At 41.6% G+C, this 23,478-nt stretch carries 17 protein-coding genes; 12 read left to right on the top strand and 5 right to left on the bottom strand.

The genetic code is table 11. The features are described from left to right. Nucleotides 1-160: 160 nt before the first annotated feature. The 5 genes from Q8M62_RS18655 to Q8M62_RS18635 all read left to right on the top strand — a co-directional run bounded on the left by Q8M62_RS18655 (nt 161) and on the right by Q8M62_RS18635 (nt 4,600). Nucleotides 161-487, top strand: coding sequence for a helix-turn-helix transcriptional regulator (locus Q8M62_RS18655; protein WP_092728571.1), 327 nt, complete (start codon nt 161-163; stop codon nt 485-487). Next, complete coding sequence (locus tag Q8M62_RS18650; RefSeq protein ID WP_304898912.1) at nt 484-1,446, top strand: SRPBCC domain-containing protein; 963 nt, start codon at nt 484-486, stop codon at nt 1,444-1,446. Before Q8M62_RS18655 ends, Q8M62_RS18650 begins: the two co-directional genes overlap by 4 nt. 128 nt (nt 1,447-1,574) lie before the next feature. Further along, nucleotides 1,575-1,952, top strand: coding sequence for a DoxX family membrane protein (locus tag Q8M62_RS18645; RefSeq protein WP_304898911.1), 378 nt, complete (start codon nt 1,575-1,577; stop codon nt 1,950-1,952). A 281-nt stretch (nt 1,953-2,233) separates the two neighbouring features. Beyond that, complete coding sequence (locus Q8M62_RS18640) at nt 2,234-4,048, top strand: serine hydrolase (RefSeq protein ID WP_304898910.1); 1,815 nt, start codon at nt 2,234-2,236, stop codon at nt 4,046-4,048. 237 nt (nt 4,049-4,285) lie between these two features. Beyond that, a complete protein-coding gene (locus Q8M62_RS18635; RefSeq protein WP_304898909.1) occupies nt 4,286-4,600 on the top strand; it encodes an HPF/RaiA family ribosome-associated protein in 315 nt (104 codons plus the stop codon). Nucleotides 4,601-4,687: 87 nt separating this feature from the next. Here the strand turns inward: Q8M62_RS18635 and Q8M62_RS18630 are convergent, their stop codons facing one another. After that, entirely contained in the window at nt 4,688-5,800 is a 1,113-nt protein-coding gene (locus Q8M62_RS18630; RefSeq protein ID WP_304898908.1) for an ATP-binding protein, read from the bottom strand. Nucleotides 5,801-6,102: 302 nt separating this feature from the next. Between Q8M62_RS18630 and Q8M62_RS18625 the strand changes: the two genes are divergently transcribed. The 5 genes from Q8M62_RS18625 (at nt 6,103) to Q8M62_RS18605 (ending at nt 12,661) form a co-directional block, all read left to right on the top strand. Beyond that, nucleotides 6,103-6,294 (top strand): hypothetical protein, encoded by a 192-nt coding sequence (locus Q8M62_RS18625; RefSeq protein WP_304898907.1) that lies wholly within the window; start codon nt 6,103-6,105, stop codon nt 6,292-6,294. A 346-nt stretch (nt 6,295-6,640) separates the two neighbouring features. After that, entirely contained in the window at nt 6,641-7,582 is a 942-nt protein-coding gene (locus tag Q8M62_RS18620) for an alpha/beta hydrolase (RefSeq protein ID WP_304898906.1), read from the top strand. Nucleotides 7,583-7,795: 213 nt separating this feature from the next. Beyond that, nucleotides 7,796-8,542, top strand: a complete 747-nt coding sequence (gene bla, locus Q8M62_RS18615) for a subclass B1 metallo-beta-lactamase (RefSeq protein ID WP_304898905.1) — start codon at nt 7,796-7,798, stop codon at nt 8,540-8,542. A gap of 222 nt (nt 8,543-8,764) precedes the next feature. Next, a complete protein-coding gene (locus tag Q8M62_RS18610; RefSeq protein WP_304898904.1) occupies nt 8,765-12,274 on the top strand; it encodes a PAS domain S-box protein in 3,510 nt (1,169 codons plus the stop codon). A 24-nt stretch (nt 12,275-12,298) separates the two neighbouring features. Continuing rightward, entirely contained in the window at nt 12,299-12,661 is a 363-nt protein-coding gene (locus Q8M62_RS18605; RefSeq protein ID WP_304898903.1) for a PleD family two-component system response regulator, read from the top strand. 140 nt (nt 12,662-12,801) lie between these two features. On the opposite strand, the gene Q8M62_RS18600 is transcribed toward Q8M62_RS18605, so the two are convergent. Then, nucleotides 12,802-12,972, bottom strand: a complete 171-nt coding sequence (locus tag Q8M62_RS18600; protein ID WP_304898902.1) for a hypothetical protein — start codon at nt 12,970-12,972, stop codon at nt 12,802-12,804. A 461-nt stretch (nt 12,973-13,433) separates the two neighbouring features. On the opposite strand from Q8M62_RS18600, the gene Q8M62_RS18595 reads away from it, so the two are divergent. After that, nucleotides 13,434-15,830, top strand: a complete 2,397-nt coding sequence (locus Q8M62_RS18595; RefSeq protein WP_304898901.1) for an ABC transporter permease — start codon at nt 13,434-13,436, stop codon at nt 15,828-15,830. A 287-nt stretch (nt 15,831-16,117) separates the two neighbouring features. Here Q8M62_RS18595 and Q8M62_RS18590 read toward each other — a convergent pair whose 3' ends face one another. The 3 genes from Q8M62_RS18590 to Q8M62_RS18580 form a co-directional block, all read right to left on the bottom strand. After that, a complete protein-coding gene (locus Q8M62_RS18590) occupies nt 16,118-20,290 on the bottom strand; it encodes a chitobiase/beta-hexosaminidase C-terminal domain-containing protein (RefSeq protein ID WP_304898900.1) in 4,173 nt (1,390 codons plus the stop codon). 312 nt (nt 20,291-20,602) lie between these two features. Next, nucleotides 20,603-20,842, bottom strand: a complete 240-nt coding sequence (locus tag Q8M62_RS18585; RefSeq protein WP_304898899.1) for a hypothetical protein — start codon at nt 20,840-20,842, stop codon at nt 20,603-20,605. Between the two features lie 297 nt (nt 20,843-21,139). Continuing rightward, nucleotides 21,140-22,555, bottom strand: coding sequence for a DUF1593 domain-containing protein (locus tag Q8M62_RS18580; protein WP_304898898.1), 1,416 nt, complete (start codon nt 22,553-22,555; stop codon nt 21,140-21,142). Nucleotides 22,556-22,603: 48 nt separating this feature from the next. Here Q8M62_RS18580 and Q8M62_RS18575 point away from each other — a divergent pair, with 48 nt between their 5' ends. Beyond that, a complete protein-coding gene (locus tag Q8M62_RS18575) occupies nt 22,604-23,047 on the top strand; it encodes an HNH endonuclease (RefSeq protein WP_304898897.1) in 444 nt (147 codons plus the stop codon). Nucleotides 23,048-23,478: the final 431 nt, after the last annotated feature.

The raw sequence follows: 23,478 nt of genomic DNA, 5'->3' as shown, positions 1-23,478 counted from the left end.
GCAATTCACTAGAAAGTATTAAAACTGACGCCAATTATAAACCGAAAATAACACAGTTTAGAAGCAGAAATTCTTTTTTCAAATCAAAAAAATCAAATAACTATTGCGCAACCAAATAATTGCACATAAATTAGCAACCACTTGGTAGCATAAAAAAAGAATGGAAGTAAGACGAGACGTATTTCAAGCGATAGCAGACCCAACAAGACGGGCAATCATCCTACTCTTGACTGTTGGCGCATTAACACCAAATGCCATTGCAGAACACTTTGATTCAAGCAGACAGGCAGTTTCAAAACACCTTCAAATTCTCACCGAGTGCGAAATACTCAAGCAGGAGCAGCAGGGTAGAGAAATTCATTATCACCTCAATGCGGCCAAAATGCAAGACATCGAAAAATGGCTGGAGCAATTTAAACAATTACTTGCCAAGCGTTTCGACCAATTGGACGTCGTTTTAGAACAACTTAAAACAAAAAGAAAATGAATAGCCTACTACAATTTGACTTTATCGTCAACAAAGAAAACAACACCGTTAATGTAACCCGTGAATTCGCTGCCAACTTAGAATTGGTGTGGGAAGCATGGACAAATCCCGAAATTCTTGACCAATGGTGGGCTCCAAAACCCTACCGTAACCAAACCAAATCAATGGATTTCAGAGAAGGAGGAATGTGGCTGTACGCCATGATAAGCCCTGAAAATGAAATCCATTGGTGCAAAAATGACTACCACAAGATAATCCATCAGTCCATGTTTTCGGGTTTGGATGCATTTTGCGATGAAAACGGTACAGTGAATACCGAAATGCCCAGAACTGTTTGGACAAATGTGTTTACAGAAAAGGAAAATACTACGCTCGTGAACATAACTGCCAGGTATGATCAACTTTCTGACTTGGAAAAAGTAATCGAAATGGGCTTTCAACAAGGTTTTACAATGGCTCTTGAAAACCTTGACCAATATCTTGAAGCACAATTTCGGTTAAGAAAGCAAAAAAAGTCTGACATCAAAGCAAGAGTAACCACCTATTTAAACTTTCCGGGCAACACAGAAGAGGCCTTCCTGTTTTACAAATCTGTTTTTAAATCAGATTTCATCAATGGAATTCAACGCTTTGAAGATATTCCGGCTGATGCTGGGCATCCACCCGTCGCTGACGCTATCAAGAAAATGGTATTGCACGTAGAACTTCCCATTCTTGGCGGGCACATTTTAATGGGAACCGATGCACCCAAAGAAATGGGATTTACTTTAACATCCGGGAACAACATGCACATCTGCCTTGAACCGGAAACAAGGGAGGAGGCCAAACGCCTGTTTGATGAACTCTCTGCCGGAGGGCAAGTATCCATGCCCTTAGCAGACATGTTCTTTGGTGCCTACTTTGGTGAATTCAAAGACCAGTTTGGAATCAATTGGATGATTAACCACCAAAAAATATGACTAGACTATGAAATCATGCATGATCCCGTACGTACGGTATCACACAGGATGATGATTATAATGCATGCGAAGATTCCCTGTCCGACTACAGGCGGGCATGTGGCCTTTAAAAATCAAATTATAAACACATGAAAAATAAAATTCTCGACATCATCTCGTTTATTTTCAGCCTCTTACTTATCAACGGAGGGTTAAATAAATTCTTGAACTACATGCCTGTACCTGAAGATTTACCTTCAGAATTACTTAAGGATAATACAGCTCTTATGGAAATAGAATGGTTGATCCCTTTGGTGGGATTAGCAGAAATAGTTGGTGGCATTCTTATCGCTTTTCCAAAAACAAGGGCATTGGGAGCATTGGTTATCTTCCCTGTAATGGTTGGCGTTTTGCTAACTCATATTTTTGTAGCCCCAAGTGGATTTCCCATCGCCCTTGTAATTTGGGCGGTATTGGTTTGGATAATTTATGAGAATAGAAAAAGGTATTTTCATTTGATGACATAATAGCTGAGGAAGTCTAACCAACCCACCTAGTTAAGGTCCATTTTTCCATGTTCTATTTTCAGATTAATAATAGATTTGGGATAGTTTGACTCCACCTTCTCTTAGTCATCTAGTTTCCGACTGCTTACCAAATTGACGCTGAACTGAGCGCAGTTTGCCCTGCCCTGCTCAGTACAGTTGTCGGGAATGACCTATTTCCGGTCCTAAGCATTTCTATTTCTCACTACCCCCTATTAGTTTTAATTTTTTCTTTAATTTATGAAAAAATCAAAGTCTAGGCCATGAAATATCTTCCGCTTTTTCTCCTTTTATTTTTCACCATATCCTATTCATTCGCCCAGAAAAAAACCTCTCCCGATCGGTTTGCAGGTTTGGATACTGAACTAACAAAAGTCCTGGAAACTTGGAAAGCTGCCGGATTTGCCGTGGCGGTGGTCGAAAAAGATAAAATCATCTACTCCAAAGGATTTGGATTTCGGGATTATGAAAATAAAATTCCGGTAACTCCAAACACACTTTTTGCAATCGGCTCAAGCAGTAAAGCTTTTACATCCGGGCTATTGGGGATTTTGAGGGAAGAGGGCAACTTGTCTTTTGATGATAGTCCGATCAAATACATCCCCGAACTCCGATTTTACAATAATGAAATGAACAACGGGATCACCATCAAGGATTTGATGACACATCGAACAGGACTTCCAAGGCATGACCTGAGTTGGTATTTTTTCACTACCCAGTCCCGGGATTCATTGATGCAACGTATTCAATATCAGGAACCTTTCGCCAAAGTCAGGGAAAAATGGTATTACAATAATTTCATGTTTTTGACCCAGGGAGTCATTGCCGAACGGATTACAGACAAGACCTGGGAAGAAAACATCAAGGAAAAGTTTTTTGATCCCTTGGAAATGAAAACCAGTAATGCAGTAATTCAAGGCCTGAAAAACGGAAATGATGCTTCCTTTGGCTACGAAGTCAAAAACGATTCCATCATCAAAAAAATGGAATACTACGACATCGCCGCCATGGGTCCCGCGGGAAGTATCAACAGCAGTGTCAATGAAATGTCAAATTGGTTGATCGCCTGGATCAATGGGGGTAAATTCAAAGGCAATCAAATCTTGCCTGAAGCCTATGTCAAGGAAGCCATGAGTCCTCAGATGATCATGGCAAACAGTATTCCTGACAAGGAATTTCCAGACATGCATCTTAGTAACTATGGGTACGGTTGGATGGTCTCTTCCTACAAAGGACACTACCGAGTGGAACATGGCGGGAATATCAACGGATTCTCTGCCAATGCCGCCTTTTTCCCGATGGATAGCATTGGCATCGTTGTTTTGTCCAATCAAAACGGTTCAGCTATTCCAGGAATTGTTCGGAATATCATCAGCGACAGAATGTTGAAAGTGGGCAAAACCGATTGGAACAAGATCCAAAAAGAAAAAGCCGATGAAGCCAAAAAGCAGGCTGATGCTGGTCGGGCACAATCCAGTTCCATTCAAAAAAAGGGCACTAAAACTTCTCACATTCTTGCAGAATTCACGGGAGACTACACACATCCGGGCTATGGAACTGTTGATGTTCAGTTTGAACGGGATTCCCTTTTTGCCACCACCCCTTATGAAAAAGTCTGGCTAAAACACTTCCACTACAATATCTTTTCTTTGGTGGGCATGGAAAATGGAAAGGTTGATACCACGATGGTTTCGCCCATGCAGTTCAACTTCAGGATCAACAACATGGGAGAGATCGCTTCCTTATCTTTCAAGGCAGAACCTGCTATCGATGCCATAGAATTCAAGCGAAAGCCCAAAGAAATCGGGGTAGACAAAGAAACACTGGAAAAATATGCGGGAGATTATGACCTGGGTGGACAGGTGGTGAAGTTTTACCTGAAAGAAGGCAATGACACGACGCTTTTCCTTTTTGTACCCGGCCAGCCGGAATATGACTTGTTGTCAATTGGCGAGGATAAATTCACGCTGAAAATTGTAGAGGGCTTTGTGATTGAGTTTTTGAAGGATGAAGCTGGAAATATCAAAGAAGCCAAATTTACACAGCCAAATGGGGTATTTGTGGCCAAGAAAAAGTAGAAGTCCAGTCTGAGCGTAGTCCAGTCTTTTCCTGATCAGTTACCAAACGACAGCTGGACTGCCGGTAGTTTGCCCACTTCCCTCCGGGACGGGTGACATTTTCTTTTACCCGAAATCTATTCTTTGCTATCCCAGTTACTTTCCGGCACTGTCCAAAGCCATCCTTTTTCGATATATCCCGTAAATTAGGTTTTCGAATACATCCCTTAAATTAATTTCATTAATTAAATAAGTATTATGATCGTACAGCTCAACACTGACAAAAACATTGAAGGCACCGCAGGACTGGAAACATTTGTTTCTGAAAAGGTCAATAGCGGCTTAAAACATTTCGTTGAAAATATCACCCGAATAGAAGTACACCTCTCCGACCAAAATGCCGATAAAGGCGGTAGTGACGATATTCATTGCAAAATAGAAGCCCGACTGGAAGGTATTCAGCCTGTGATCGTGGTGGGCAAAAGTGGTTCAAAAGAAAAAGCCCTGGATGAAGCTGTCGACAAAATGAAGGCAAAATTGGGAACTGTGATGGGAAAAATTAAAAATAAATAAAAAATCGCCAATCGGGTGTACTGCATAGGCGGTATTCCCGATTGGTTTGATTTTGACTTTCCCTTTTGATTTTTCCAATTACAGGTTTCAAACTCGCAAAATAGGTTTAAAAATGTCCTTACATTTTGTTTTTAAGTAGATTTTGAACTCAGAACCCTCTCCAAATTCACTTTCCAATTCGATTTTTCCACCAGCATTGGTCACCAGCGTTTTCACTAAATGTAATCCAACACCCGATCCTTCAACAGTATCTGTTATTCTGTAAAACTTGGAGAAAACATTTTTTTGTTTGTTGGGTTCAATGCCCACACCGTTATCTTTTACAGAAATAATGATGTAGTTTTCTTCTTGCACAGTCTTAATATATATTTCCGGAATACGTTCAAGACTTCTGTATTTTATTGAATTGCTTACCAGATTATAGATTATACTTCTCAACTGTCTTCTGGGAAAGACAATTTCTGAACAGTTGATATCAAGTTTTATCGAGGCACTTGTTTTGGCAATCTCATGGGTAAGAGCCAATTTTACATCTTCAAGAATGTGTTCAATATTGAGCAAGTCATCCACCGCCTCATACTTGTACTTTTGATTTCTGGATTGAAATAGCTCGGTTATTATCAAGTTAATCTTGCTGACTCCCCTTTCAAGTGAATCCAAATCTATCCTTAACTCTTCTTTATCATCAAAATCGGATTCTTTTAGCATTTCAATGGATAACATCATCCCGGTGAGTCTATTTTTTATGTCATGGGATATGGTATCCAATAAGGTTTCATATTCAGCAATTAATTTCTCCTGTTCTTTCAAATCCTTAATTCGATTGGTGATGTCTACAAATGTTATAATAACACCATTCGGTTCATTATTTTTTCCCTTTATATAGGGTATAATGTTCATCTGATACCAACACAGATCAGTGGTTTGAATTTCCTTTTCCAGGATTTTTGATGTCGCCATCACCCATTTTATGTTCTTGATAATTGAAGGGTAGCGTAGATTATTGGTAATATCAGAAATAGGCAGGTTATAAGAATCTGCACTCAGGTTGAACTGCTTCATAGCAGCAGGTGAAAATTTCCTTAAAATCAAATTCTTATCAATAAACAGCTGAGGGATGATGGTATTTCTAAAATAATCTTCAAATTCATCCTTCTCCGCTTTTAGTTCATCCAATTGCTTATTTAGTAACAGTTCCATCGAATAAAGTGGTTAGTTGAAAAGCTAATTTTAGGTGCTTTCAAAGCCATAACTATTATTTCACATGGGTTGGTCTGGAAATAAAAGGCGTTTGAAATGAGCCTAGGCACCATAGCTCATACTATCAAATGAATTGCCAATCCCAGAAAACTTGTAATTGGTTTAAGCAATTCACTTAATCATTTAATGATCTCTGATTCTAATTTAAGAAATCAAAAAAAATCATTTTTTATGGCACAATAAAATGTTTAATTTGGATTGATTGGCTGGTTTTTCAGGCAAGTAATTTCAGCCTAATAAGTATGATTATTTCAGCACGAGTGAGCTTTTTTTTTTCACTTGATAAAGGGGAAAACCGATGGAAATGGGCAAATTCTAAACATGAAATCGAGCTTGTCTGCCACAAGCAGGCCTGTCTGCTACAGGCAGGCATGACCCAAAGCGACACACAGATGGATGATTATCTGTCATGCGAGATTCCATTTGGCCTTTAAAAAACAAAAAATAAACACATGAAATTAACAGCGAAAAAAAATACTAATAACTGAGGTTTTGATCCTCACATTGACGATTATATCCACAGTTTCTGAATCCTTATTTTGGTTTATTGACAATGTAATAATTTGATTGATTGGACAGTCGAAAGCTTACATTGCACTATCGGAAAATCCTATAAACCCAATTTAAAATTGACATTCACCATCAAGCGGAATAATTTTACATTTTCCAAATCAAAGAAAAATTGCTGTTTGCCTTGGACTAGATCCTGTATAATTTCAAAAGCAAATATGTACGTTGCATTATTACTTGAAAATCAACCACTCTCCAATCCAATAACCTATGCCTTCATTTAAAATAACAGCTACAAAACAGGTCATTTTAGCCTTTTTTCTCATCTTTTCCATCTCCGCCAATGCTCAGGATGGGACAATCTATCCGCTCGAAGCACCTGCCGAACCCAATGCCATTCTCCTGGGCACAGGCGGTGTCGACAATCAACCTGCAAAGGAAACCTGGTTTAAGCAATGGGGAGATCCCATGGCACGAAATATCACTACAGCCACCCTTACACCCTTCCTGCCTGCACCCGGAACAGCAAACGGTGCAGCAGTAATCGTCGCTCCGGGAGGAGGTTTTAGCTGGCTATCCATGGGAAATGAAGGTTGGGAGGTGGCCGAAGCGCTCGCAAAGCAGGGAATCGCAGCATTTGTTCTAAAATACCGGCTCAATCCGACTCCGGAATCGCTCGATGATTTTACAGCTTGGATGAATCGTCCCCGAACTGCCCCTACCCCGTCTTCAGCAAACTCCGTGGGGACTAGCCCTACTCCTCCACCTCAGCGTAACCTGTCCAACCAACTCGAAGACGCAGAAGCTGCCTATGCCATGATCATCGATCGGGCCAAGGAATGGGGAGTAGACACGAACAGAATCGGAATGATCGGCTTCTCAGCTGGAGCAGGACTGACCATGCATTCCACTCTCCACTCCAAAACGATGAAACTGGCTTTCATTGGACCCATCTACGGGGGAATGGGAGCGGTGGAAGTTCCCGAGAATGCTCCGCCCATGTTTAATGTGATCGCAACCGATGATTTCCTTTTCTTGGGGCAGACAGGAGTAATCGAATCTTGGTACAAAGCCGGCAAGCCTGTTGAATTTCACCTTTACCAAAATGGAGGTCATGGGTTCGGCTTAGGCAATCCAAACCGCACCAGCAATCGCTGGTTTGATGCCTTTATGTATTGGCTTGAGGTGAATGGCTTTCTCTCATCCAACTAAGAAAAGGGATTAGTCTGTCATTTCAGCTGCATTGGTCAGTGATAAATCATCCTTGAATTGTGCATTACTCAGACGTTAAAATGTGCGGAAAATTTCGGACAAGAGAATCAGGATGGCTATTTGGATAAAACTGAAGAAATCAGGCTGAAAATTTGCTGGAAAAATAAACCCTACTACCGGTAAATCCTTACATCCTTTTAAACTAAGCTAACCTTGAAATCTATTCTTTCCTGCCTGATCCAAATCCTGTTTTTTCAACTCAATACCCACCAAATCCTTGCTCAGGAGATGAGGATCGTCTATACCTCAGAAACACTCCAAATCGGGCAAATCAGCCCAAACACCTTCGTCCATATCAGTTATCTGAATACGAACGACTTTGGCAAAGTCGCATGCAACGGGATGCTTGTCGTCCATGAGGGGGAAGCCTTGGTTTTTGACACTCCCGCCAATGAGGAAGCTAGTGTAGAACTGATCAACTGGCTGGAAAACGATAAAAAATCAAAAGTGAAAGGAGTGGTAGCTACGCACTTCCATTGGGATTGCCTTGGCGGACTGAATGAATTTCATACCAAAAAGATCCCATCTTATGCCTCCACAAAAACCATTGAATTGGCAAAGGCCGCCGGATATCCCATTCCAGAGAAAGGCTTCAAAAAGAAAATGAATCTGAAAGCCGGAGACCTCATCGTAATCAATCAATTTTTGGGGGAAGGTCATACCAAAGATAATTTCGTGGCTTACGTCCCATCGGACAAGGTGCTCTTTGGAGGATGCATGATCAAAGAATTTGGAGCGGGAAATGGATACCTCGGAGATGCAAATGTCCCGGCTTGGCCAAGTACTGTCAGAAAGGTGAAATCAGCATTCCCTGAAGATATACTAGTGATTCCGGGACATGGTAAGATCGGTGGAACTGAATTACTGAATTACACAATTGAGCTATTTGAGAAAAAATAAGGAAACAGAATCACCTTTGATTACGCTCTAGGGCATTTTTGGTTAATCACAATTTCTCCATTTTTTCTGCGCTTTGGTAAGACACCTCTCATCAAGCCAGGCTTTCAATTCAATAATAAGTAGAATGTATTTTTTAATTTATTCTTAAACCAAAGTTTAGACTTACTTTCAATCAAGCTAATATGCCATTTCGCCTTTCCGGCCGTTTACAAACCCTTTAAAATGTCGCCAATCACAAAAGCTGCTATTAATTCCTCCTTTATTCGGTCGGGGGGAGAATTAGGGGAGCTCATCCAGACTAAAGATTGGAGCAAGACCGCTTTGGGCAGCCCTTCTACCTGGCCTCCTATTCTTCACACGCTGCTGGGAGTGATACTTGAAAATCCCCTTGGGATGTTTATTTATTGGGGCAAAGACTACACGCAACTTTACAACGATGGTTTTCGGTCCATATTGGGCATTACCAAACATCCGGCATCCCTCGGCATCAGTGCCAGTGAAACATTTGCGGAAATTTGGGAGATTCTCGAACCTATTTTGGCTGATGTCATGCAGGGCAACTCTGTCAGGATTCCAGATTTTGAAGTGCAAATGAACAGACACGGTTACTTGGAAAGCTGTTGTTTTGATTTTTCCTGCAGCCCAATACGGCTTGAAAATGGGGAAGTCGCTGGCTTATTGGGGACCGTATTGGAAATCACAGAACAAAAGAAAGCGGAAAAAGCACTTCAGGAGAGTAAAGACAAATTGAAATTTGCTATTGATGCCGCTGAATTAGGTACTTGGGAGTTTAATCCCCTCAACAATAAATTCACGGCAAACGAACAATTAAAAGAGTGGTTTGGTCTGAGCGCAAATGATGAAATTAAATTGCATCATGCGATTAATGTGATAGCTGAAGAAGACCGGGCGAGGGTAAATAGCGCGATACAAAAAACCCTAAATTATAATTCAGGAGAAATTTTCCAGGAACAATGCCGCATCATTCATCCCGGCACAAAAAAAGAAATTATTGTACGGGCAAAAGGAAAAGCCTGGTTTGACGATGAAAAAAAAGCCTATCGTTTTAATGGGACCTTGGAGGATGTAACCAGCACACTAATAGCACAACAAAAAGCAAAAGAGACTGAGATATTTAATAAGACCATCTTAGAAAGCAGCCCGGATTGCGTAAAAGTATTAGATCTAAACGGGGCAATTACTTTTATCAATCTGAACGGTGTCTGCCTATTAGAAGGCAAAAACAAAGCATTTTTTCTAAACCGGTATTGGTTGACTTTTTGGGATGATGAGACTAAGCCTGCGATAGAAAATGCGATCGATCAAGCGCTGCAGGGAAGAAACAGCCATTTTATAGCCAAAGCAGCAGCTGTAAAGGGAACCCCAAAATGGTGGGACGTTATCGTTACACCGATTCTTGATTCCCGGGGAAAAATTGTCAGTGTATTGGCCACATCAAGGGATGTCACAGAGCAAAAAGAACTGATTGAAAAACTGAAAAGTAGTGTTGATCAGCTGAGATTATATGAAAAAGTAGTCGCAAATACGAACGACGCTATTTTAATTTCAGAGGTTAATCCGCTTGATTTCCAAGACTCAAAAATCCTGCACATAAATGCTGCCCTGTGCCAACAAACGGGCTATACCGCCGAGGAAGTTGTAGGTAATACTTCCCGTATGTTTCATGGTCCTGCTACCGATAAAAAAGGCCTGGAAAAAATTCAAAAAGCCCTGAAGGAAAAAGCGCCAGTAAAAGTTGAACTTGTTAATTATAAAAAAAACGGGGAAGAGATTATAGTTCAAATTGAGAATATTCCGCTGTTGGATGAAATTGGAACACTTACGCATTACGTTTCGGTACAAAAAGACGTCACGGAAAAGGTAACGGCCAATAAAAAAATAGAGGAAAGCGAATTACGTTTTCGGCAACTTGCAGATCAGGCCCCAATGTGGGTATGGATGGCTGATGAAAATGTCAATGTCTTGTATGCCAATCATCAGTTATTGGATTTCATTGGAATAGCCGATGTATCGCAATTTACAGGACATGTTTGGGAGCAAATGGTCCATCGCGATCATATTCAACTCGTCTATAAAGCTTTTGGCGAAGCCAGTAAATCGCAGGAGGGATTCTCTTTTGAATTCAAGGTGAAGCATGCTGCGACAAAACAATATGAGTGGTTTTACATCAAAGCGGTGCCTCGATTCGAATCGGGGAAGTTTGCCGGGTTTATTGGCACTGCCTTGAATATTGAGGAGCAAAGAGCCACACTTTCTTTACTGGAATACCGCACGGCTTTATTGGAAGCGTTTAATGAATCCAGCAACGACGGCATCTTGTTGGTCGATACCAAGGGATCCATCATATCCTATAATCGTTGTTTCGTGGAAATCTGGGACATGCCGGAGCATATTGTGGATGCTAAAGACGATAAGGCTGCACTTGATTTTGCGATGACCCAATTAGAAAGTCCGGAAAAATTTATGGACACGATCAAAATGCTGTATAGTCATCCCGATCAAAAAAGTAAGGATGAGTTGCATTTTAAAAATGGAAAAATCATAGAAAGGCATGGCTTTCCTGTGATAGCTCAAGATGGAGGTTTTTACGCATGGTCCTGGACCTTCAGAGATATCACAGATCTGAAAAAGACATCAGCCGCTTTGAAAGAAAGTGAAGAAACTTTCAGAAAGTTGTCAGAATTAATGCCCGAAAAAGTATCCAGAACCGACGGAGAAGGCAATGTGAAGTATTTCAATCAGAGTTGGCTGGATTATACCGGATTAAGTTTTGAAGAAATTCAAGATTGGGGATGGGAAAAAGTGGTACATCCGGATGATAAGGAAGAATTGAGTTTAAAATGGGCAAAATCATTGGCAACCGGTCAAAACTTTGAAATGGAATTTCGCCTTTTGAGTAGAAACGGTGAATTCCGCTGGCACCTTTGCCGATCCAATCCTTTGAGAGATGAAACCGGCAAAATAAATAATTGGTTGGCCGCCGTCACTGAGATACAAAAGATCAAAGAAGAGGAACAGCGAAAAGGTGATTTCATCAAAATGGTAAGCCATGAACTGAAGACTCCAGTTACTTCTATAAAAGGGTATGTCCAATTATTGCTGAGTATGCTTTATTCAGATCAGGACATCAATATATCGTCAATACCATTCAAACCCACTTTGGAACGGGTAGATAAGCAAGTTTCTAGGCTTACCAGGTTGATAACAGAAATGCTTGATTTGTCAAGATTGGAGGAAAGTAAACTAGAACTGGAAAAAGAAACATTTAACTTAAATACCTTGGTCACCGAAACCATACAGGATTTACAGCACACCAATAGCAGTCACCATATCAGTTTTATTCAAAATTTTGAGGCTAGTATATCCGGAGATCGGGACAGAATACAGCAGGTTTTAATTAATTTCATTAATAATGCCATCAAATATTCCCCGGATAAAAAACTGGTGAAAGTGACTCTGGAAGAATCTAAAAACAATCAGGTGGTAATAAGTGTGAAGGATTTTGGCATAGGGATAAATAAAATTGATCAGGAAAAAGTTTTTGAAAGATTCTACCGAGTCAGCGGAAAGAAAGAAACTACATTTTCCGGCTTTGGAATAGGCCTCTACATTGCAAAGGAAATAATTGAAAGACATCAGGGCACGATAAGCGTTGAGAGTAAAATTGGGCAAGGCGCTACATTTAGTTTTGGCTTGCCGATTGTAAAATGATTTTTACAAAAAATTATCTCAAAAATGGATAAGGTTTTAGTGGTGGATGATGATCAGGAAATTGGGTTTATGCTAAAGCTAATTCTTGAACATAGAGGTTTTTCTGTCACTGTACTTGAGCGGGCAGAAAATCTGGAGGAGATTATCCTGCGGGATAATTTTGACTTAATCGTTCTTGACATGCTGATTGCGGGGACGAAAGGAACGGATGTCTGTACCGTATTAAAAAGCCATCCAAAGATTAAATCAATCCCCATTTTGATGATTACCGCATTTCCTGACAGTGAAAAAATCTGCTTGGAAGCCGGGGCTGATGAATTTTTATCAAAACCATTCGAAATAAAGGATTTGATTTCCAAAATAAATTTACTGGCAGAGTCGTCCTAATCAGTCAGTCTGTAACGGCACACTCCCTTCCCTGAGAAATGGTTCTGATTCTTGGTAAACTTAAAATAAACACAAGCCAAGGCTGATCTCAGGCTATCACAAGGCGAGTGTTTACAAACAGGAGTAGAGAAAATCCGCTTTTAAATTCCCTTTAAGGTGGTGCCCAGTGCCAAAGCAATAAAGCCTACCATCAAGAGCACGAAGCTATATTCGGAAATGAAGTCAATTTGTGCAAAATGCCCTAAGATGCCGAGTATGCCACAGATCAATCCAATGATCCAGGTAATTTTTTGGGGTGCTGAAGGTTTCATAGTATCAAATTTGATTTGAAGTGGAGATTGATTTTTTGAGTTGAATCAAACCTAACCCACAATTGAGGATATTCAACACTATTTTTGAGAATCGTCAATAATTCCAAAAACGCCTAAAATCAATTTATAGACTTTTCGGGATCCCCCGGGGAAAAAAATCCATCCTTCCAAAACATTTGAATCTAAATTTCGAGCTGCTCCTTATTGAGACATCAACCCGCCCTCCGGTATACAATTTTAAAAGGGCATCCACCCGCTGATTGTTCTCCTCCGAACAAAATTGTTCACAATTGACAGCTCAGTTCCATTTAAACCTCGATAAAACACAATTTAGAGTCATTTTTTCTTTGGCACCTCATTGGAACAAGGACCTTCAGCCGATCGGATCATAAGGGAGTCAAAAGACCATTTTCGATGAACTTATCGGCTATTAAAAGTTGAACCCAAAAGACATCAAGACCATGTGGAAAAATTATTTTAAAGTGGCATTTCGGAATTTATTGAGATATAAAATATTTTCCTTCATCAATATTTTCGGATTGGGAGTGAGTATGGCGCTGAGCCTCATCGTGATCACACTTGTGCTTGATCAATACAAGTACGATAAGCATAATACCCAAAAGGAAAGGATTTTTCGAGTCAATACGCTGTCGGAAAAATACAGACCTACAGCCACCACCACCATGGCCCTTAAGGATGTTTTTCTCAGCGAATTTACCGGTGTAGAAAAGGTTGCGCGCCTCAAAAGAGGATTTGGAAACCAAAGTATGATGGATTTCAAGCAGGATGTAAATATCCCCATCACAGGATATTTTGCCGATCCTGAAGTACTGGATCTTTTTGAATTAGAGCTGGAAATGGGAAATCCGGCTACCGCACTCTCCGATCCCTATTCTGTCGTTTTGACTCGGGCCACAGCCAATAAGCTGTTCAGAACTCCCGATCCCATTGGAGAAGTCATCAAAGTTGGAGCACAGGGAGAATTTAAAGTCACCGGGATTCTGAAAGAAACGCCCGAACTGAAATCCCATCTGTTGTTTGAAGGTTTGGCTTCCTTTTCTACTGTTCCCAGCTTGACTTTGATTGACAGCATTTCGACCAATGTGTTGGAATCCTGGGATCATGTCTACGAGGGCTATATGTATATCTTATTGAACGATGGCTATTCACCACTGGAAATCCAGGAAAATCTCCATAAAACCGCAAAAGCTCATTACGCTGCAGAAGATCCTTCCAAGCATCACTTCCAACTCCAAAGCTTGACAGCAATCGCCCTTGGGCCGGATATCAACAATTCCATTGGTCCATTTTTACCGAGGATCTTTGTGATTTTCTTGGGCGGCTTGGCCTTGATTATCATGTTGACTTCCTGCTTCAACTATACCAACTTATCCATAGCCCGATCGCTTACCCGCGCCAAGGAGATCGGAATCAGAAAAGTGACCGGAGCAAAGCGCTCCCAGCTTTTTTCCCAGTTCATTTCCGAGGCTATCCTGACCGCATTCTTGGCAATGTTATTTTCCTGGATCATCGTGGTATTTGCCAAACCTTTTTTATTGAACCTAAGATTGGTCCAACTTCTTAAATGGGATTTTTCCACTTCTTTGGAGGTATACCCCTACTTGATCGGCTTTACCCTCATAGTTGGTTTACTTGCTGGTTTTTTCCCGGCTGTGATTCTTTCTTCATTCCAGCCGGTCAAGGTATTGAAGGATCTGGGAGGCATGAAATTGTTTTCCCGCTTCGGCCTTCGTAAGGCTTTGTTGGTTCTCCAGTTTGCAATCTCTTTGATATTTATTGTCTCAGCGATCTTAGTTTTCAAGCAGACGGACCTTTTTCTGAATAAGGATCGGGGATTTGCGGTGGAGGATAAAGTTTTGGTAAAACTCAACAACAGCAATTCTGAGCAGCTGAAGGCCGAGTTGATCAACTACAGCAATGTGGAAAGCGTATCTGCCATCTCTCATATTCCGGGTGCAGGTGTAACTATGGGAGATGAGTTTCAGATCGGTCCAGAAGCGGAAAAATACGAAATGGATTATTTCAACGTGGATGAAGACTATCTAGCCTCAATGGGTATCGGGTTAATCGCCGGAAAAAACTTCAACCCTCAAAATCCCGAATCCAACAAATCAAAAATCCTGATCAATCAGTTGGCAGTGGAGCGATTCGGGTTTGGGAGTCCAACTGAGGCGGTAGGCCAAGTCTTATTGAGAGGGAATTCAACAAGTTATGAGATCATAGGAGTAGTGCCCAATTACATTCACCGTCACCTCCTGGTACAGGATGCACCGATGGCCTTATTTTTCAATCCTGAAGAATTCAGCCAATTGCAGGTAAAATATTCCGGTAGCGACGAGGCAATTATCGCCACATTGAATACTGCATGGAACAAAGTAAACCCCGATCTCAAATTAGATTATGATTTCTTCGAGGTCGAAATGAACGAGATGTACAATGTGTTTTTTGGGATTTTGGGAAAAGTGGTCGGCTTGGTCGCATTTCTTGCAGTCATGATTTCATGCCTGGGTTTGTTGGGCATGGCTACCTATGCGGCAGAGGTGAAAACCAAGGAAGTTGCGATTCGCAAAACTCTTGGGGCAACTGTGAGCGGAATTGCCTTACAATTGTCTTTGGGATTCATCAAACTGGTGGGGATCGCAATCCTATTGGGACTTCCTGCAGCTTGGTTTGTGAACAATCTGTGGTTGCAAAGTTTGGCCTATCGGGTGAATATGGGAGTTGGTACTATTGCCCTATCGTTGCTTTTCATCAGCGTCCTGACCGTACTTACCGTCGGTTCACAGGCATTGAGAGCTGCTCTGCTTAATCCTTCGACTAATCTGAGGAATGAATAAGCTTGAGTTGTTCCTAAAACCAGTGAAGAAAATTCCAATCCCAACCTTTAATTACCCATCTAACTTGGTTTAAACCTATGCCAATAACTCTATTTTCCAGATTCTTAATTCCAGGAAATCAAACCGATAGGAGACTCTTTCTGTGAGGAAATTGCGAATGATATTTCTGGATAACTTATTATCATCCTCAAGAAAGGCCGATTAATCAAATGGAGCGGCATGAAACACCCTAATAAAAAAGGTCAGCCCAATGGAGCTGACCTTTTAAGTAGATATTAATTCGAATCTTATCTGACAACAAGTCTCTCAACCGAGGTAGCCCCGAATCTGTCAGTGACATAGATTAGGTAGATCCCTTTGGCCAAAGTAGAAACATTAAACTGTACCATTCCCCCTTCAGTAAGCAGGGATTGGATAAGCATTCCATTGGAGGTTCTCAATTCTACATTTTGAAGACCTTCTATCTTTTTCAGTTCCACATAGACAAGGGTGGATGCCGGGTTGGGGAAGATTCTTACATTGTTTGAGTTTCCTTTTGATGGGAATGTAAATTCCTCAGAAACGGCTGTGCAACCTTGCTCATCGGTAATCATGACCGTGTAATTGCCTGCACCCTGAATTCTGATGTCATTGACCAAAGTAGTTGCCACCAAGACTCCATTTTTATACCACTGATAGGTATATGGGCCTTCCAAGGTGAATAATCTACTGCTTTCAAAACCAATAACCGGAGTTGGCAGTGTTTTGATGGCTATGGCCACTGCTTCTGTGGTGATTGGATCACAGATTTCTGAGTCGATTATGGCTCTTACCAATGAGGCAGATTCAATATCCTCCACCGTGATGCTCGTTAGGTCGGCTGAATCATCGATCAGAGTCCAAGAAGTACCGCCGTCAGTTGAAATCTCCCATCCTACTATGCTGTCAAATCTTCCTCCAAGTAGCTCGAATCCCACACTGTTGGAACCTGCACAAACCAGCGTCTCTGAAGCAATGACTGTTGCCAGCTCCAGATCACATCTGAGAATAAATCTGGTTTCAATGGCTAAGTGATCCGAAGTAGTCGTATTGTAGTTCGGGATCAAATCATACGGTGCAACGATCCGTTCTGAATTTACAATCCAATTATCCATCAAATCATTGGAGATGATCTGATGATCGATCACATTTTCAAAGCTTGGGAACGTTCTCAGGCCAGCATTGCTCAAACTGATAGTGATCGGAATATAATTTTCCGAATCGTTGATGTAATTGATGAACGATGTCTCGGAAGTATTGACAGTGGCAGCAGTCTGATCGGCCACAGTTTCATCCAAGTCATCGTTGTAATCACCCAAAATGATCAAGTTAACATCTTTGTAATAGGCATCAAGTGAGTCTTTCAATACATTGACATCATACTTTCGCATCGCATATCTTGGATTTGCGGCACTTTCCCCACCACCATTGGATCGGGTATGCACATTCACCAGCGTGATTTTTTCCTGCACACCGTTGATTTTGGTACGGATATCCATCAAATATGGCAATCTGCCGGATGCCCAGAATCGATCCGGAGTAGATGGATAGTTCACCAGCATAGCAGGTTGTACCCCTTTCAAGAGCACTCTGGTTTGGATGGTATCTACCGTCGCGAGTTTAAACAGGTAGGTAAGCTTTTGCGCTTCTTCGGCAAAAGTTCCTCCTGCAGAAACAGCCGGTGAAACGGCCATGCCATAGGCCGGCAAGGCTGCAGCTAATTCCTGGAATTTGGATAGAGAGGTAATCTCCTGGAAAGCATACACGTCAGCATCCAAATCTTCGATGATGGTCTTCACATTTTGCAATTGGAGATTTACGTTGGTTGGGCCTTGACCTGAATTGGTCGAACCAAACCACTCGATGTTCCAGTTTACGACATCGAAGGTCTCATCTTTGTTGATTGTAGCTCCTGTCAGGTATCCTCTTGTCACAGAAATATCGCCACTTTCGAATCGAATCGGCGCAGCGAAAGCACCTTCAGAAGTTGGTGCAAATCTTACAGTGACAGTTTTTGCACCGGTCAATTCAGCGACTCCATAAGTCAAAGAAGGACTGAATGAAGAACCATCTTTGGCGAATTCAAACCCTTCACCGGCTGTGATTGTCAAATCAGCAAGAGGATTGGACAAGTTGAAATTGAAGGTTCGGGTCTGAGAAGAAACTCCTCCAACAGGCACAATTCCAAAATGCCAGTAATCCACGTTCCCGATAGAATTGGAGAAGAATGGCTCTGCAGGCACATTAGAATTGAACAAGGCAAAATCATCCAATGTCCAACGGGCCGCACCCGTCTCAGGCGAAGAATTGTAAACAAAAGCAATTCGTACGCTTTGATTCAAATAAGCGCTCAAGTCAACTTGTCCTGAGAAGGTCCAAACATCACCTGAGGCAAATCGATCGCTGAGCTCAGTCCAGGTCGCTGTACTTGGATTGCCACTGCTATAATCGGTAGAGATCAACAGTTTCAATCTTGGTCCCTGGAAGGCAACTCTACTCCAGAAAGTCATCAATGGGAAATTGAAACCTGTCAAATCATACGGTGAACTGATCAACCAATCCTCATTCAATACTGCTCCACCTGAGAATCCATTGATCTGAAGACCGGAGCCTGTTCTTCCAAATGTGGTACAAGCCCAAACCTGCGGGCCTTCCACACTGATAGCTTGCCATCCACCGGGTAGTGCAGGGCAAGTGGTATTGAAGTCCTCGGAAATATTGAACGGATCAAATACGGATCCTGTCACACTGACGGATGCCGAAAGTGCGCCTGCTGTTTGATTGCTTACAGAACCACTGAAATTACCAACAGTCGAATTGTCTAACTTTACAAAAACTGATTTTGCTGTGCTTAATTCAGCAACTGTAAATTCAATAGAACTGGTGAAAGTAACTCCGTCTTTGGATACGGAATAAGGCGCTGTAGCATTTACACTCACATTACCGGTAAGGTTTTCAGCGGAGATATCATACGACAAAACGGGGGCACTAGCCACCAAACTCACAGCACCAAAGTCCAGAGCCGCGGGAGCTACTTCAACTTTGGGGCCTCCTTCTGCAGGTAAAGCAACAGAAACGTCCGTTAACCCGATCTGTCGGCTGCTTCCTCCTGCATTTAAGCCTCGATCCGAAGACCAGGTGATAAGGATCGATTCCTCCGGTAAAATATTCAAACCTCCGATTCGCAATGATTTTTCGGAATCTACACCAAGGCCTGTGCTGTAGGACAGATCAGAATAAGTCGTCCCATTTACTGTCACAGTCCATTCAGGAAATCTTGTCTGATCGGCTCTTGCCACCCTACCCAAGTAAGAAATCTCCAACTCAGTGATTGGCTTGCCGGTGTTGTTTTTCAGTGTAAGTGTAGCTGTGAATACACCCGTAGTCCCGGTATGTTGATAGCCCAAGACTCCTACTCCTCTAAATCCACCTGCTGTGCCGCTACCAAATGATCCGACATAACTCAGATTTGCTCCGGAAAACGTCCATTCACCATTAGCTCCAAAGGTGGTCACCGGGCTACTGAGTGCTGAAAACAAGCTGAAATTTTGAGAATATGGTATTCCGGCAACATTCGATACAGGAATAGTAATGGTGAATAATGCTGTCGCCACTTCGCTGATGGTAAAACCTTCTGCAAGAGCCACAGCCTTTAATTCCGTGCTTTCTCCGATCAAAATCGGAGCAGTGTACAAGTTACTTCCCAAGTTAGGCGTACTTCCATCCAAGGTATAATAGATGGCAGCACCTTCGGTCAAAGATGTAAGTGTGACCAGTTGCGCCTCTTCAAAAGTGCCTCCGTTTGGATTGATCGTTGGAGTGGCAGTTGGCTCAAGCGTGACGCCAAGCGGGGTACCTTCGATAAAAATCTCATCGATTCTGTTGGTTCCACCAGATGCAGTTGTAGCTCCGCCGACTGAAACTGTCGAGGTATTAATCCATCGGATAAAAATCTCTGATTTATTACTTGCCTCGGCTGGAAGTGAAACCTTGTTTAGTACTCCGGTAGTGAGGTTGGTGGCTACGGTGATTGTTGCACTTGGGATATCTGTCCAGACAGTCCCATCCACGCTGTACTGTGCTTTGAAATCCCTTGGCCCAGTAGAGGAGCTCTGTTGCTTGGAGGAAAGGGTCAGATTTTCGAAACCCAGCGTGTTAACCGGGATGGACCAAAATCGGTCAAGGGAGAAATTATTCCATCCATTGGAAGTAATAGCTCTTCCGGGAGAACCAGTCACATAACCTGTGATTACGGCATTTGTAAGTGTGATTTGTTGAATTCCAAGGTTGTTGGAATTTCCCTGATCGTCAAACGGAGTCTCTTCTCCCGTAACCGTTCCAAAAGTCCATCCCGCTACTACTGTGGTCTGTGCCTGTAAATCAAGCAAAGTAACTAGCAGCGTAATGGCAAGAAAGAATGCATTGCGTAAATAGTGTTTCATGTAGGATTGTTTAAGTGATCAAGTCCTTCGATAACTTGAAGAATAAGGGTGACCAAAAATAGCTTCTTACATAGACTCAATCCTATTGTTATTGTTAACAAAAGATTAAAAAATTTCACTGCCAGATCTTTATCTGATTCTCGTTGATTTATCTTTCTTTACAGGATTTAAATTGGCTTACAGATATAATCTGTTGACAACTGAAATTAGACTGATCATATCATTTTCTTTGAAATCCTTTAAAATTGAATCAAAAAAAATTCCTCCTGATTTCTCAAAAGGAATTTTCTTAATGTTGATGACACCTGATGATCAATCGTCATTGCGTTCCGAACCCTGTGTCTTGACAATCTTATTGTAAATACCAAACAATAAAACCGGGGCAGCCCATTGACCGATAAAAAGCGCTTCACTATTTTTCTTGGATAATTTCAAAACCAGAGAAATCCCCATAAAAGCCAGTGAAGACCATAAGAATATATCGGATGGGATTTTGGCAGTTTCTTTTTCAATAGCTTTGGCTACTTCGCCTTCTTTTTCATATTCTTCCATTGCAACAGTTTGTTTAAGTTGTAAAATTTATTTTCTACAACTCAATGTACAAGCTGTTTGCCAGCCCACACAAACCGCCTCTAGAAGCTCTTAAGACAGATAATTCTAAATTTACAAAACTGAACTGGGAGGATAAAGTCTTGGATTGTACGATATATTCCCCAAACAGCATTGGTTAATCTTCTGTCAAAAAGTTCCTATACATAACCCTTCTTAAGAGTATTCCTCCCTCTCCTCCCAAGCTTGAAATTCCAGACCATTTTTCAAGGCTGGAGCAGGTGATTAGTTGAGTAGTTTTTAAAGATTCGTCAGCACCACCCTGCGATACGAGGTTAAGGTGGGAGTTCCTGAATCCCGAATTTCCAAAATCACATGAAGGGATTGACCTCCTGCCAATTTTGGCATCCGGAACTTGATTACTTCTCCATAAGGATTGAAAATCTCCAAGTTACCGGAGAAGCTTCCCGCTTCTCGATAGATCCACCATTTCAGCTGAATTTGATCTCCATCCGGATCATGGCTTCCTTTTGCTGAAAGGATCACCTCTTCGCCTTCTTTGACTTTTGCACTTGCCCAGGCTTTTCCCTCGTTTCCATTCAGAACTGCAATCGGATTATGATTGGCTTTTTCATACGCATCTGCCACATTCCAGTCCATCCGTGCGGCAAAATCATACTGAAATGCATCCCGAAATCTCCAGATCGTCGCCTGATTGGAAGCTTCTTTCCTTCCATCGGGTAAGGTTACCTCATCCTGAGAACCAATAGACGAAGTCCAGATTTTATCCACTTCACCATAAGATTTCCATAGTTCGTATCTTCCGGCCCAACCTCCCCAAGCAGGACTTTGGTCCCAGGCAAGTCCATTTTGGATCAAACCGATAAATGACGGTGTATCTCCTTCCATGATGTATTCGAGTGGAATGTAATTAACACCTAAAGGTCCATGGTTATCCCGGATATTAGCCATCAACCATGGATTGTCCACCAACTCAAACTGATACATCGGGCCGTTCTTATACCAGCGATCTCCACCGATCCCAGTCCAAGTAGCTTTGTAGTATTCTCTCCAATTATCCCCTGCACTGGCATCCACGATATAAAAAATACCGGGAAAATTGTGTCGAATCCAAGGACCTGCAAAATCCTGATCGGAGATGGTGTAGACTCGAAGTTTTTCTACAAACTTCTTCAATTCTTCTTCTGATCTAGTGTTTTTCACTTTCCACATTGCCTGTGCAAGGCAATTTGCCCCACCCCAAACAGAAACCCAAAGCGGCCGATCATCCGCTTTGTCTACAGCCTTGATCAGCATTTCCGAACCCGGAGAATCTTTACCTTCCCCTACTCCCTCCATACTGTAAAGCGGCAAATGCCGGGTGGTTAGGCTTAGCAATTGTTCCATGCTAGGAAATCCTTTGGCATGCTTATCCAGATTGGGCTTCACTTTTCCATAGTTCCGGATCAACTCCTCGATCTTATCCTGACGGACCTGAGTCCTCAAGTGAGTGGAAGTCGTCGCTACGATTCCTTCGATATCGTATTCATTGGCATAGACCAGAAACCGCACGAGTGACTGCTGATCATCCGGCTCATTGGTGATATCCGTCAGCACAAACACCCGCTGCTTGACGGGTTCTTCGAAGGTTAGGGGTGTTTGGGAAAATGCAAATCCTGTAAGAAAGCAAAAAATCATCGAGATGAGGTTTTTCATGGGTTTGGGGTTTGAGTATGGCTTAAGTTAGGATTTCTGCTCTAAAATTTGAAAAAAAGTCGTTCATTAAAGTCTTTCAATCAATCTGTTGAAAAATCTAAGATGGGAGTAGTTTGTAAAGCGCCTTCATATCAAAACAAATTTGTAATTCGCAGAAAAACATTAATAAAAACCGATTTAATGGCAAACCGTTGGGGCATACCAAAAAGCGTTGAAGAACTGGTAAAGCAAAGAGATACTAACTGCATCTACTGCGGAATTTCATTTACTAATTCAATTTTTACAATAAGGACAAGACCTACTTGGGAACATATTACCAATGACATCAGAATCAACAGACCTGAAAATATCGCTCTATGTTGTGGTTCTTGCAATGCAAGCAAAGGCTCAAAAAGTTTGGTCGATTGGCTAGAAAGCAAATATTGCTTAAACAAATCAATTACAAAAGAGAGCGTTGCGGAAGTAGTTAAAGCTCATCTAAACAACCAATAATCCGGCCTATGCGTAGTTTGCAAAACGCCTTCATATCAAAACGAATTTGTAATTCGCTTAAAATCATCAATCAAAGAATATTAAGCCAATTGAAAATTGGTTTGAATATTTGGGTGTAGTTGCAAACTACACCCAGCGTACCGAGGAACTTCAAAGTAAAAGCCAATAGCGGCCTTTGCAATTTGAGGATCAAAACGTAAATTCCTTTTATGGGAATTTGATGAAATTCAAAAGGAAACTATTTATTTGTTAAACTCTAAAAAGATAATTTCTGTGAATAAGATTATGTATTTAATCACTACTGTCCGACTAAAATATAATAGTCGGTTAATTCTTTTTCTATTCGTCTAATTTGGGGGTTTTCAGGTAGAATTTGGTAAGTGAAGCCCCCTATGGTGGGAAAATGTTCATTTGGGAGGATTTTGCGAGGT

Source organism: Algoriphagus sp. (genome assembly GCF_030694375.1).
Classification (GTDB): domain Bacteria; phylum Bacteroidota; class Bacteroidia; order Cytophagales; family Cyclobacteriaceae; genus Algoriphagus.
The sequence above is the reverse complement of the archived record's forward strand: the minus strand, read 5'-3'. Positions and strand labels throughout refer to the sequence as shown.

Bases quoted from the DNA above. Each gene is read 5' to 3' on its own strand.
- Q8M62_RS18605 (WP_304898903.1), top strand. From the start codon at position 12,299: ATGGATAAGGTTTTAGTGGTGGATGATGATCAGGAAATTGGGTTTATG.
- Q8M62_RS18625 (WP_304898907.1), top strand. From the start codon at position 6,103: ATGATTATTTCAGCACGAGTGAGCTTTTTTTTTTCACTTGATAAAGGG.
- Q8M62_RS18585 (WP_304898899.1), bottom strand. From the start codon at position 20,842: ATGGAAGAATATGAAAAAGAAGGCGAAGTAGCCAAAGCTATTGAAAAA.
- Q8M62_RS18655 (WP_092728571.1), top strand. From the start codon at position 161: ATGGAAGTAAGACGAGACGTATTTCAAGCGATAGCAGACCCAACAAGA.
- Q8M62_RS18620 (WP_304898906.1), top strand. From the start codon at position 6,641: ATGCCTTCATTTAAAATAACAGCTACAAAACAGGTCATTTTAGCCTTT.
- Q8M62_RS18645 (WP_304898911.1), top strand. From the start codon at position 1,575: ATGAAAAATAAAATTCTCGACATCATCTCGTTTATTTTCAGCCTCTTA.
- Q8M62_RS18600 (WP_304898902.1), bottom strand. From the start codon at position 12,972: ATGAAACCTTCAGCACCCCAAAAAATTACCTGGATCATTGGATTGATC.
- Q8M62_RS18650 (WP_304898912.1), top strand. From the start codon at position 484: ATGAATAGCCTACTACAATTTGACTTTATCGTCAACAAAGAAAACAAC.
- Q8M62_RS18595 (WP_304898901.1), top strand. From the start codon at position 13,434: ATGTGGAAAAATTATTTTAAAGTGGCATTTCGGAATTTATTGAGATAT.
- Q8M62_RS18640 (WP_304898910.1), top strand. From the start codon at position 2,234: ATGAAATATCTTCCGCTTTTTCTCCTTTTATTTTTCACCATATCCTAT.
- Q8M62_RS18580 (WP_304898898.1), bottom strand. From the start codon at position 22,555: ATGAAAAACCTCATCTCGATGATTTTTTGCTTTCTTACAGGATTTGCA.
- Q8M62_RS18610 (WP_304898904.1), top strand. From the start codon at position 8,765: ATGTCGCCAATCACAAAAGCTGCTATTAATTCCTCCTTTATTCGGTCG.
- Q8M62_RS18590 (WP_304898900.1), bottom strand. From the start codon at position 20,290: ATGAAACACTATTTACGCAATGCATTCTTTCTTGCCATTACGCTGCTA.
- Q8M62_RS18630 (WP_304898908.1), bottom strand. From the start codon at position 5,800: ATGGAACTGTTACTAAATAAGCAATTGGATGAACTAAAAGCGGAGAAG.
- Q8M62_RS18635 (WP_304898909.1), top strand. From the start codon at position 4,286: ATGATCGTACAGCTCAACACTGACAAAAACATTGAAGGCACCGCAGGA.